The sequence below is a fragment of the Blastococcus sp. SYSU D00813 genome, from assembly GCF_054050735.1.
Window position 1 is genome coordinate 24,544 of sequence record NZ_JBJGZX010000031.1, and the last position, 11,711, is coordinate 36,254.

The 11,711-nt window shown below is 72.6% G+C and carries 9 protein-coding genes and 1 pseudogene; 6 read left to right on the forward strand and 4 right to left on the reverse strand.

Going from position 1 to position 11,711, the window contains the following annotated elements; genetic code table 11:
- Positions 1-15 precede the first annotated feature (15 nt).
- From ACI8AX_RS18135 to ACI8AX_RS18150, 4 genes are read left to right on the forward strand one after another with little or no spacing between them, the layout of a single operon-like run.
- Positions 16-960 (forward strand): ABC transporter permease, encoded by a 945-nt coding sequence (locus ACI8AX_RS18135; RefSeq protein ID WP_456551245.1) that lies wholly within the window; start codon positions 16-18, stop codon positions 958-960.
- Positions 957-2,771: a dipeptide/oligopeptide/nickel ABC transporter permease/ATP-binding protein gene (locus tag ACI8AX_RS18140; protein WP_456551246.1), complete on the forward strand. Its 1,815-nt coding sequence runs from the start codon at positions 957-959 to the stop codon at positions 2,769-2,771. The genes ACI8AX_RS18135 and ACI8AX_RS18140 overlap by 4 nt, the downstream gene beginning before the upstream one ends.
- Positions 2,768-3,631 carry an ATP-binding cassette domain-containing protein gene (locus tag ACI8AX_RS18145; protein ID WP_456551247.1) on the forward strand — a complete coding sequence of 288 codons (864 nt, stop codon included), beginning with the start codon at positions 2,768-2,770 and terminating at the stop codon, positions 3,629-3,631. The genes ACI8AX_RS18140 and ACI8AX_RS18145 overlap by 4 nt, the downstream gene beginning before the upstream one ends.
- A gap of 4 nt (positions 3,632-3,635) precedes the next feature.
- On the forward strand, positions 3,636-5,111 hold the full coding sequence (locus tag ACI8AX_RS18150) for a family 43 glycosylhydrolase (protein ID WP_456551248.1): 1,476 nt from the start codon (positions 3,636-3,638) through the stop codon (positions 5,109-5,111).
- Between the two features lie 281 nt (positions 5,112-5,392).
- Here ACI8AX_RS18150 and ACI8AX_RS18155 read toward each other — a convergent pair whose 3' ends face one another.
- The 4 genes and pseudogenes from ACI8AX_RS18155 to ACI8AX_RS18170 all read right to left on the reverse strand — a co-directional run bounded on the left by ACI8AX_RS18155 (position 5,393) and on the right by ACI8AX_RS18170 (position 8,507).
- Positions 5,393-6,175, reverse strand: coding sequence for a beta-xylosidase family glycoside hydrolase (locus ACI8AX_RS18155; RefSeq protein ID WP_456551249.1), 783 nt, complete (start codon positions 6,173-6,175; stop codon positions 5,393-5,395).
- A pseudogene (locus ACI8AX_RS18160) lies at positions 6,099-6,910 on the reverse strand (family 43 glycosylhydrolase); the annotation flags it as partial. The gene ACI8AX_RS18155 and the pseudogene ACI8AX_RS18160, both read right to left, overlap by 77 nt.
- A complete protein-coding gene (locus ACI8AX_RS18165; protein ID WP_456551250.1) occupies positions 6,907-7,896 on the reverse strand; it encodes a Gfo/Idh/MocA family protein in 990 nt (329 codons plus the stop codon). The pseudogene ACI8AX_RS18160 and the gene ACI8AX_RS18165, both read right to left, overlap by 4 nt.
- Positions 7,893-8,507 carry a TetR/AcrR family transcriptional regulator gene (locus ACI8AX_RS18170; protein WP_456551251.1) on the reverse strand — a complete coding sequence of 205 codons (615 nt, stop codon included), beginning with the start codon at positions 8,505-8,507 and terminating at the stop codon, positions 7,893-7,895. The genes ACI8AX_RS18165 and ACI8AX_RS18170 overlap by 4 nt, the downstream gene beginning before the upstream one ends.
- Before the next feature lie 130 nt (positions 8,508-8,637).
- Between ACI8AX_RS18170 and ACI8AX_RS18175 the strand changes: the two genes are divergently transcribed.
- Positions 8,638-9,873, forward strand: a complete 1,236-nt coding sequence (locus tag ACI8AX_RS18175; RefSeq protein ID WP_456551252.1) for a glycoside hydrolase family 1 protein — start codon at positions 8,638-8,640, stop codon at positions 9,871-9,873.
- A 34-nt stretch (positions 9,874-9,907) separates the two neighbouring features.
- Positions 9,908-11,701: a beta-glucuronidase gene (uidA, locus tag ACI8AX_RS18180; RefSeq protein ID WP_456551253.1), complete on the forward strand. Its 1,794-nt coding sequence runs from the start codon at positions 9,908-9,910 to the stop codon at positions 11,699-11,701.
- Positions 11,702-11,711 lie beyond the last annotated feature (10 nt).

Sequence of the window (11,711 nt, forward strand, 5' to 3'; positions counted from 1 at the left end):
TCGGAGAGACCTGCGATGACCCTCTACGTGCTGCGGCGCCTGGCCACCGGGCTGGTTCTCGCGGTCCTGGTCACCTTCATCACCTTCCTGCTGCTGAGCCCGTCCTTCGACGACATCGTGGCCAACAAGCTCGGCCCGGCGGGCTCCACGCCGGAGGCGGTCGCCCAGGCCAAGGCCGAGCTGGGGCTCGACCGGCCGCTCGTGATCCAGTACCTCGACTGGCTCGGCGACGTCGTCCGTGGCGACTTCGGCGTGTCGTACTTCACCAGCCAGCCGGTCGCGGACGCCGTCACGTCCCGGCTCGCCGTGACGCTGTCGGTCGTCCTCGTCGCCCTGGGCATCAGCCTGGTGATCAGCGTGGTGCTGGGTGTCCTCGCCGCATACCGCGGCGGGGTGGTGGACCGGGTCGTGCAGAGCGTGTCGCTGATCGGTCACCTCGTCCCGTCGCTGCTCATCGCGATCGGACTCGTGTACCTCCTGTCCGTGCAGCTGGGCTGGCTGCCGGCCACCGGGTACACCCGGCTGTCGGACGACCCGGTCGGGTGGCTGAAGAGCATCACGATCCCGGTCATCGCCCTCGTCGTGGGCGGCATCGCCAACCTGACGGCCCAGATCCGCGGAGCGATGGTCGACGAACTGCACAAGGACTACGTCCGGACGCTGCGCACCCGCGGCATCGGCATCCGGCCGATCCTGCTCCGACACGTGCTCCGCAACGCCGCGGGCCCGGCACTGACGGTGCTGTCCCTGGAGTTCCTCACGATGCTCGGCGGCGCACTGATCATCGAGAACGTGTTCGCGCTCCCCGGCTACGGCCAGTTCGCGTTCGCCTCGTCGCTGCAGGGAGACATCCCCGTGATCATGGGCATTACGGCCTTCGGCGTGATCCTGCTGATCACCGTGAACCTGGTCACCGACCTCATCAACGGCTGGCTCAACCCGAAGGCGAGGGTCCTGTGACCGAGATCGGAGTCCTCGACACGGAGGTGGGGACGGCCCCGTCGCCGGCCGTTGCCGCGAGCCGCCGGTCCCCGTGGCGCCGGCTGCTCCGCGATCCGCAGGCGATCATCACCGGGGGCATCTTCCTGACCTTCGTGGTGCTCGGCCTGCTCGCCGACGTGATCCCCTCGCACGGCCCGAACGAGGCGTCGCTGCAGTCCTACAACGCGCCGGTCGGGACCGACGGCTACCCCCTCGGGGCGGACACCAGCGGTCGCGACATCCTGTCGCGGCTCCTGCACTCGATCAACACCGCGATGGTCTCCGGGCTCATCGGAGCCGGTGTCGCCCTGCTGGTGGGTGTCACCTTCGGCCTGATCGGCGGCTACTTCGGCCCCCGGCTGCGGTCCACCACCGAGTGGGTCTTCGCCCTCGTGCAGACCTTCCCCGGCCTGCTGCTGCTGATCATCCTGATGCCGGTGACCAAGGGCGACTTCCGCATCACCATGCTCGTCTTCGGCTTCCTCCTGGCGCCCGGCATCTACCGGATCGTCCGCAACCAGGTGCTCGGCGTGAAGAACGAGCTCTACGTCGATGCCGCCCGCGTCTCGGGCCTCACGACGAGGCGCATCCTCGGCCGGCACGTCCTGCTGGCGGTTCGCGGGCCGGTCGTCATCGCCGCCGCCTTCATGTTCGGCACGGCGATCGCCGTCCAGTCGGGCCTGGCCTTCCTCGGCGTCGGGACCACCGACGTGCCGAGCTTCGGCGCGATGATCTCCGCGGGCTTCCAGAACCTGTACTCCGACCCCGTGCAGTTCTTGTGGCCCAGCCTCGCGCTGGGGCTCCTGACCGCGGTCCTGGTGCTCTTCGGCAACTCGCTCCGGGATGCGCTGCAGGGCGCCCGTCCCAAGCCGGCGAAGATCGCCGCACCGAAGGTGGACAGGCGGGGGGCGGCGCCGCCCGTCCCCGGGACGAGCCGGGACGACGACGCCGTCCTGGTCGTCGAGGACCTGGCCATCGCCTACCCCACGGCGTCCGGCGGGCTGCACGAGGTGGTCGACGGCGTGTCCCTGCGGCTGACCGCGGGGGAGACGCTGGGCCTGGTCGGTGAGTCCGGGTCGGGCAAGACGCAGACGGCGTTCGCGACCCTGGGCGTGCTGCCACCCGAGGCGGTGATCACCCGCGGTTCCATCCGGCTGGCCGGCCGGGAGGTGCTGGGTCTGCGCGAGAACGACTTGCGCGCCCTGCGCGGCCGGTCGATCGCCTACGTGCCGCAGGAGCCCATGTCGAACCTCGACCCCTCGTCGACGGTCGGGGCGCAGCTGGTGGAGGGGCTCCGCGCCTCCTCCGGCGTCTCACGAGCCGAGGCGCGGGAACGGGTGCTCGCGCTGCTGGCGCGGGTCGGCATCCCCGACCCGCAGCGCACCTTCCGCTCCCACCCGCACCAGATCTCCGGCGGCATGGCGCAGCGGGTGCTCATCGCCGGCGCGGTGGCCAGCCGGCCTGCGGTGCTCATCGCGGATGAGCCGACCACCGCGCTCGACGTGACGGTGCAGGCGGAGATCCTCGACCTGCTGCGAGACCTGCAGGCCGAGCTCGGCATGGCCGTGCTGCTGGTGACGCACAACTTCGGCGTGGTCGCCGACATCTGCGACCGCATCGCGGTCATGCAGGAGGGGCGCGTCGTCGAGACCGGCAGGTCGACCGAGATCTTTCGGTCCCCGCAGCACCCGTACACCCAGATGCTGCTGGGAGCCATCCTCGACGAGGAGACGGTCCGGACCGACGGTCCCGGAGCCGTCGCCGTCCCGATCGGGAAGGACGTGCGATGACCGCCCCCCTGCTCGACGTGCGCGACCTGCGGGTCGCCTTCCCCGGCCGCGGGTTCCGCGCGAAACCGGTCGAGGTCCTGCACGGCGTCGACCTCAGCGTCGCCTCAGGCGAGTGCCTCGGCGTCGTCGGCGAGTCCGGCTCGGGGAAGACGACGATCGGCCGCGCCGTCCTCGGGCTCGTCGAGCCCAGCGGCGGCACGATCTCCTTCGGCGGCCAGGACATCACGCACGCCTCGGCCAAGGCGCGCCGGACCCTCGCCCGCGACATCCAGGTGGTCTTCCAGGACCCCTACACGTCGCTGAACCCGGCGATGGAGATCGGGGACATCCTCAGCGAGCCCCTCGTGATGCACGGCGCGACCGCCAAAGACGCCCGTTCCCGGGTGCGCACCCTGCTGGACCAGGTCGGGCTGCCCTCGGATGCCGTGCACCGGCTGCCCCGCGAGTTCAGCGGCGGCCAGCGCCAGCGGATCGCCATCGCCCGGGCGCTCGCCCCCGGACCGCGGCTCATCGTCTGCGACGAGCCGGTGTCGGCGCTGGACCTCTCCACCCAGGCGCGGGTGCTGGAGCTGTTCATCGAGATCCAGCAGCGCACCGGCGTCGCGTACGTGTTCATCTCCCACGACCTCGCCGTGGTGCGGCACGTCAGCCACCGGGTGAGCGTGCTCTACCGAGGGGACGTGGTGGAGACGGGCCCGGCCAACCGGGTGACCTCGACCCCCGAGCACCCCTACACGCAGAAGCTGCTGCTGGCCGCGCCGGTCTCCGACCCGGTCGCCCAGCGGGCCCGCCGCGAGGAGCGGCAGCGCCGGACGCGCCAGGAGGCCGAGCAGGCGGGCGTCCCGGCGGGGGTGGCCTGACCGCGTGGGCGACGTCCCGATCCTCCCCGGCTTCCACCCGGACCCCTCCATCTGCCGGGTGGGGGAGGACTTCTTCCTCGTCACCTCGAGCTTCGAGTACGCGCCGGGCGTCCCGCTGTTCACCAGCCACGACCTGGTCCGCTGGGACCAGGTCGGCAACGTCCTCGACCGGCCCGAGCAGCTGCGTGTCCGCCCCGGGCAGGCCGGGGCAGACGGCGGGGTCTACGCGCCGACCCTCCGCCACCACGACGGCCGGTTCTTCCTAACCACGACGAACATCGGCGACATCGGGCGGGGGCACTTGATCGTGCACGCCGAGCACCCGGGTGGGCCGTGGAGCGACCCGGTGTACACCGGCGGCGTCCTCGGCGTGGACCCCGACCTGGCGTGGGACGACGACGGGACCTGCTACCTCACGTACTCCGACCCGTTCGGCGGCATCGCGCAGGCGACCGTCGACCCGCTCACCGGCGAGCTGTCCTCGCCGCCCCGCCCGCTGTGGGAGGGCACCGGCCTGGCGCACCCCGAGGGCCCGCACCTGTACCGGCGTGGCCCGTGGTGGTACCTCGTCGTGGCCGAGGGCGGCACCGGCCCCGGCCACGCCGTCTCGGTCGCCCGGTCGGCCTCGCCCACCGGTCCCTTCGAGAGCTGCCCGGCCAACCCCGTCCTGTCGCACCGCAGCACCGGCTCCCCGGTGCAGAGCACCGGCCACGCCGACCTCGTCGAGCTCGCCGACGGCGGCTGGGCGATGGTGCACCTCGGCGTGCGCCCGCGCGGAAGCTTCCCGAAGTACCACGTCAACGGCCGCGAGACCTTCCTCGTCGGCGTGGACTGGGTCGACGACTGGCCGGTGGTGGTGGAGGACCGCTTCGCCGTGCCGCCGGCGGAGACGTCCTTCGCCGACACCTTCGGCGGACCGGCCCTGCACCCGCGGTGGATCGCCCCGGGCGTCCAGCCGCGGAGCTTCGTGCAGGCGGCCGAGGGCGGCGGGGCACACCTGCTGCCCGGCCGGGCCCCGGCCGACCGCGAGGCCGCCCGGTTGCTCGCTGTCCGGTGCCGGGACGCGGAGTGGACCGCCACGGCCACCGTCCCGCACGGGGACGTCGCGCTCGTCGTCCGCCTCGACGACCACCACTGGGCCGGGCTCGAACGGGTCGGCGGCCAGGTCGCGGTCCGGGTGGTCATCGGGCCGCTGGACCAGGTGTTGGCGCGGGAGGACGGTGTGCCGCTCGGTGCGGCGCTGGCCATCCGTGCGGTCGGTACCGACGGGCAGGCGGGCTTCCGCAAGGGCCCCGACCGACTCGAGCTCGGGCTGCTCGAGGGCGGCGACCTGCGGGTGCTCACCTCGGTCGACGGCCGCTACCTCTCCACGGAGGTGGCCGGCGGCTTCACCGGCCGGGTCGTCGGCGTCGAGGCGCTAGGCAGCGATGCGCTGCTCACCCGGTTCGCGTACACGGGCTCGGTCGCCGACCCGGCCTAGAGCGCGTGCGGGAACTGGTCCGGCGCCATTCCCCGACGGCCACCGCAGGTACGACGTGGGCAGACGGGAGGCCGCGATCGGTCTCCGACGGTCGCCACCCCGGGTCTGCTGCCGGTGGCGGCCGTGGCCACCGCCGGTGAGCGAGTGGGCCGAGGTCGTGTCGATCAAGCCTCGGCTCCGCCCGGGTGACCGGCCGGCACGGTGGTCGCCGGCCGGTCACCCGACACGCTCGTGGGCATTGGGGCCGCCGCCCTCCCGCGGCTCACGTGCGCCGTGGCCCGTCAGCGGTCCTCGGTGTCCTGGTAGTCGAACCAGTCGAAGGCAGCGTCGCCACCGACGGCGTACAGGCCCAGGACCCTGCCGACGAACCCGCCGGTGACCTCGGTGGAGAGGTAGCGGCCGTCGAGCTCCGCCAGCACCCTGAACGCGCCAGCACCCTCCTCGAACCCGAGGACGACGGTGTCGGGGCCGTGGAAGCCCTTCGCCGTCTCGACGCGCAGGACGACGGGTCCGTCGGGGGCGGGTGCGGCGCCGAACTCGGTGCAGAATGGGCCGGTGCGGCCGGTGGCCACGACCCGGTCGCCGACGACGGCGACGCGGTAGTGGGACAGCTCGTCGTGGTAGACGGTCAGGCCGGCCTCGCCGGCGGTGCCGCGGTCGACGAGGGTGCGGGCGCGGCAGAGGTGGTGCTGCTGGCGGCGCCCGAGCAGCACCGGGTGATCGGCGTCGAGGGTGGCCTCGGTGCCGTGCAGCGTCAGCCAGCCCGGACGCTCGGTGGTGGAGGCGAACTCCGCGGGGGAGCGGCGGACCGCGGTCCAGCGGGGGTCGGGCCCGTCGCCGTCGAAGTCGTCGCGACCGGTCCACTCGACCGGGTTTGGGGTCGCCCGGCGGTCGCGTGGACACCTCCGGTTCGAGGGGCGCGACGACGGGCCAGCCGTCGACCCACTCGACCGGGGCCAGGAAGGTCTCCCGACCCAGCACGTGGAAGGAAGGGGAGATCCCGCGCGGCCGCACCCCGAGGACCACCAGCCACCAGCTGCCGTCCGTCGCCTCGACGAGGTCACCGTGCCCGACGTTTTGGATCGGCCGGCCGGTGCCGCGGTGGGTGAGGACCGGGTTGGCCGGGCAGCCCTCCACGGCCCGGCCGGAGAGGGGCCCCGGGCGACGGAGACGGCGTGCCCGTGGCGGGTCCCGCCCTCGGCGAGCAGCAGGTACCAGGTGCCGTCCCGCTGGAACGCGTGCAGCGCCTCCGGGTACTGGCCGCCCGAACCCGACCAGGTGCGCTCGGGCGCCGAGAGGATCTCGCCGGTGGTGTCGTCGATCCGGAACCGCTCGACGTGGTCGAAGACCGCGACGTGGACCCAGCAGTTGCCGTCGGCGTCCCAGGCCAGGTCCGGGTCGCCGCCGTCGTGGTCGATCCGCACCGGGTCGCTCCAGGGCCCGGCCGCGTCCTCGGCTGTCACGAACACCGTCTGGCTCCCGGTGGTCAGCACGACCTGCGCGACGACGAAGAAGCGGCCGTCGTGGTGGCGGATGGTGGGTGCGTAGACGCCCATAGAGGCCCATCCCCGGGTGGCGCCCAGGTCCAGCTGCGAGGGCCGGTCGAGGACGTGCCCGATCGGGTGCCAGTCCACCAGGTTCGTCTAGCGGAACAGCGGGATGCCCGGGAACCATGTGAAGCTCGAGGTGACGAGGAAGTACTCGTCGCCCACCCGGCACCCGCTGGGGTCGGGGTGGAAGCCGGGCAGGACGGGGTTGCGGTAGCCGCTCGACGGGCTCACCGGCTCGGCCCCGGTCACGCCGGGGTGAGGGGCTGCCGGGGCTGCATGCCCGCGGCGCGGTAGATCGCGTCGATGCCGCGCATGGTCGCCGTCGCCTCCCGCGCGCCGGTGACCACCGGGGCGCCGTCGGCCACGGCGTCCCGGAACGCCTCGAGCATGTACGAGTAGGTGGTCCGCTCCTCGGGGCCCTCGGTCTCGGTGCCGGCGTCGGTGGTGAGCACGAGCTCGCCGTACAGGTAGGGGTGGTAGGGCATGCGGACGGCGAGCGTGCCCGCCGTCCCGGTGACCCGCAGGTCGGCGCCCCAGTCGGCGCCCTCGGCCATGCTCGCGACGACCCGCCCCTTGACCCCGCCGGCGAAGACCAGGTCGGCGGTCATAGCGGCGTCGACCCCGTCGATGTCCTCGGCCACCGCCGATCGCACCTCCGGCTCCCCGAACAGGTGGCGCAGCAGCGTCACCGGGTAGACGCCGAGGTCCATGAGCGCACCGCCGCCGAGCGGGAGCTGCCAGCGGATGTCGCCGGCACGGTCGGCGTGCGGGGTGATGAACCGGGCCTCCGCCGTCCGGACCTCGCCGAGCGCACCTGAGCGCACGATCTCCGCCATCCGCGCCCAGCGCGGGGAGAAGCGCGAGTGCATGGCCTCCATGACCACCAGCCCGCTGCCCTCGGCCAGCCCGGCGATCTCCTCCGCCTCGTCGGCGTTGGCGGTGAAGGGCTTCTCGCAGAGCACGTGCTTGCCGGCCTCGATCGCCCGCCGGGTCCAGTGACCGTGCAGGGCGGCCGGGGTCGGCACGTAGACGGCGTCCACGGCGGGGTCCCCGAGGAGGGCGTCGTAGGAGTCGAGCACTCGGGGGATCCCGTGCTCGGCGGCATACTCCGCGGCCCGGCCGACGTCCCGGGCGGCGATCGCGACGACCTCCACGCCGTCGAGCGCGGCGGCCGGGTCGAGCAGGCCGCCCTTCACGATCTTGGCGGCGCCGAGGACGCCGAAGGAGACGGTCACCGGCCCAGCTCCGGCACGAGGCCGCCCAGGAAGGCGCGGATGGCTGCCGGCATGCTCACGGCCTCCCGGTCGAGCAGCCACTGCGTCTGCACGCCGTTGATCAGGGACACGGTCATGGTCGCGAGGGTCTCCGGGTCGGTCGAGGACGAGAGCAGGCCGCGCTCGGCGAGCCCGGCGAAGATGTCGCGGAAGAACCGGCGGAAGGCGCGCGAGCGCTCCACGTAGTAGCCGTGCGCGGGGTGGTCGGGGGAGGTCGCCTCGGCCGACAGCAGCGTGTGGAGCTCGACCAGGTCGGGCTGCCGCTCGTTGCGGTCGAGGACGGCGAGCATGCCGCGCAGGGCCTCCAGGGGGTGCTGCGCCGGGTCCAGGGCCGCGGCCGACCGCAGGTGCTCCGTGGCCTCGTCGGCGTGCAGCTGGAGGACGGCGACGAGCAGGTCCTCCTTGCGGCTGTAGTGGTGCAGCAGGCCGGTGTAGCTGGTCCCGGCACGCCGCGCGACGTCCTTCATGGTCACGCCGTAGTAGCCGGTCTCGCCGAGGGCGTCGGCGCACGCCTCGACGATCCGGCGGCGGATCTCCGCGGACTTCGCGTAGGGCCCGCGGGCCGATGGCATGGACAAGCGGACCCTCCCGACTGAATCCCGTATCGGAGTTCGGGTTTCATGTTAGCGTGATGCGGACCACGCGGGCCAGCGGCCCGGCGTCGGACTCCCTCTCCGCTCCGAGATCGAGGACTCCTCTCCCATGACCGCACTCCGGCCCGGCTTCCTCTGGGGGGCCGCCACTGCCCCGCACCAGATCGAGGGCAACAACGTCAACAGCGACTGGTGGGCCCGCGAGGGCTTCATGCCCGGCATGGAGCGCAGCGGCGACGCCGTCGACAGCTACCACCGCTACCGCGAGGACATGACGCTGCTGGCGGAGGCGGGGCTCAACTCCTACCGGTTCGGCATCGAGTGGGCCCGCATCGAGCCGATCCCCGGCGCCTTCTCGCGCGCGGAGTTGGCGCACTACCGCCGGATGATCGACACGGCGCTCGAGCTGGGCCTGACACCGGTGGTGACGCTCAACCACTTCACCCTGCCGCGCTGGTTCGCCGACGAGGGCGGCTGGCTGGGGGAGCAGGCGATCGACCGCTTCACCGCCTACGTCCGCGAGGCCACCACGATCCTGGGCGACGTCCCGTGGGTCGCCACGCTCAACGAGCCCAACATGCTCGCGATGATGATCACCGCGATGCGGGCGTTCATGTCCGGCGACCTGTCGGAGTGGCAGAGCCCCACCGTCGAGGGGGACGCCGCAGCGGACGCCCAGCCGCAGAACACGGGCAGGCCCTCGGTGCTGCCGCCGCCGGACCCTGAGATCGGCCGGCGGCTGGCCCAGGTCCACGCGGCCGCCCGCGAGGTCGTCCGCGAGCGCACTGACGCCGGGGTGGGCTGGACCGTGGCCAACGGCGCGTACTACGCCGTGCCCGGTGGCGAGAAGAAGCTCGAGGAGGTGCGCTACATCCGCGAGGACCTCTACCTAGAGGCCGCTCGGGGCGACGACTTCATCGGCGTGCAGTCGTACTCGAGCCAGGGCGTGGACGAGAACGGGCTGGTCCCGCACCCGCCGCACCCGGACAACACCCTCGTGGGCACCGCCTACCGCCCCGACTCCCTCGGCACCGCGATCCGGCACACGTGGGAGGTGACCGGCGGCGTGCCGGTCATCGTCACCGAGAACGGCATCGCCACCGGGGACGACGAGCGGCGGATCGCCTACACGGGCGAGGCGCTGCGCGGCCTGGTGGCCGCCGTCGAGGACGGGATCGACGTCCGCGGCTACCTGCACTGGACCGCGCTCGACAACTACGAGTGGGGCCACTGGGAGCCCACGTTCGGGCTCATCGCGGTCGACCGGGAGACCTTCGAGCGGAAGCCGAAGCCCAGCCTCGCCTGGCTCGGCGAGGTCGCCCGCCGCAACGGCCTGCCCGACTGACCGCCCACCCCTCACCGCAAGCAGGAGACCTCCCGTGCTCAAGCCCCGTCCCACCCCCACCCGCGAGCTGATCAACCTCGACGGCCTGTGGCGCTTCGGCATCGCCGGCCGGGTGCAGGAGGAGCCGTGGACCGGCGTCCTCGACACCCCGCTCGAGGCGCCGGTGCCGGCCAGCTACAACGACCTGTTCACCGACCAGTCGATCCGCGACCACGTCGGCTGGGCCTGGTACCAGCGCACCGTGCGCGTACCGCGCGGCTGGACCGGCGAGCGGGTGCTGCTGCGCTTCGACGCCGCCACGCACGCCGGGCGCGTCTACGTCGACGACCGGCTGGTGGCCGAGCACTCTGGGGGCTACACGCCGTTCGAGGCGGACATCACCGACGCCGTCCGCGCGGGGGCGGAGTTCCGGCTGACCGTCGGGGTTAGCAACGAGCTCACGAACGTGACGATCCCGCCGGGGAGCATCACGGTCGACCACGCCGGCCGGCGCAAGCAGACCTACCTGCACGACTTCTACAACTACGCCGGCCTCGCCCGGTCGGTCTGGCTGTACAGCCGCCCGGCGACGCACGTCGAGGACGTCACCATCGTCACCGGCGTCGACGGCGCAGCCGGCACGGTCGGCTACACCGTGCGCACCAGCGTCCCGGCCGACGTGCGGGTGCGCGCGCTGGACGCCACGGGGGCCGAGGTGGCGACGGCGACGGGTGCCGAGGGCAGCCTGCGCATCGACGACGTCACGCTGTGGCGGCCGGGCGCCGCCTACCTCTACGACCTCGTCGTCGAGCTGCTGGACGGCGACACGGTCGTCGACAGCTACACCGAGCCGTTCGGCGTCCGCACCGTCGAGGTGCGGGGCACGCAGTTCCTGATCAACGGCGAGCCGTTCTACTTCACCGGCTTTGGCAAGCACGAGGACACCCCGGTGCGCGGGAAGGGGCACGACGACGCCTACCTCGTGCACGACTTCCAGCTGATGGAGTGGACCGGCGCGAACTCCTTCCGCACCTCGCACTACCCGTACGCCGAGGAGGTGCTGGAGTTCGCCGACCGGCACGGCATCGTCGTCATCGACGAGACCGCCGCCGTGGGGCTGAACCTCGCGGTCCAGGGCGGCCTCACCGGCATCCCGCCGGAGCCGACGTTCTCGCCGACGACGTTCGGCGACGAGACCCGCGAGGCGCACGCCCAGCACCTGCGCGAGCTGGTCGCCCGGGACAAGAACCACCCGAGTGTCGTGATGTGGTCCATCGCCAACGAGCCGTCGTCCAACGAGGACGGCGCCCGCGAGTACTTCGAGCCGCTGGTCCGGCTGACCCGGGAGCTGGACGCCACCCGGCCGGTCACCTACTCGGTGGTCATGTTCGCCAACCCGGGCAACGACAAGATCGCCGACCTGTTCGACGTGCTGAGCATCAACCGCTACTACGGCTGGTACGTCTTCTCCGGCGACCTGGCCACGGCCGAGCACTACCTCGACATGGAGATGCGGGCCTGGGTCGACACGTTCGGCAAGCCCGTCATGATGAGCGAGTACGGCGCCGACACCATGCCCGGTGCGCACTCCGTGTGGGACGCCCCGTGGACCGAGGAGTACCAGGAGAACATCCTCGACACCTACCACCGGGTCTTCGACGGCATCGAGGGCTTCGTCGGCGAGCACGTCTGGAACTTCGCCGACTTCATGACCTCCAACGGCATCCACCGGGTCGAGGGGAACCGGAAGGGCGTGTTCACCCGCGACCGCAAGCCCAAGGCCGCCGCGCACGCGCTGCGCCGCCGGTGGCGCGGGCTGGAGGGACGCAAGCCCGGCACGCAGAAGTGAACCCCCGCCG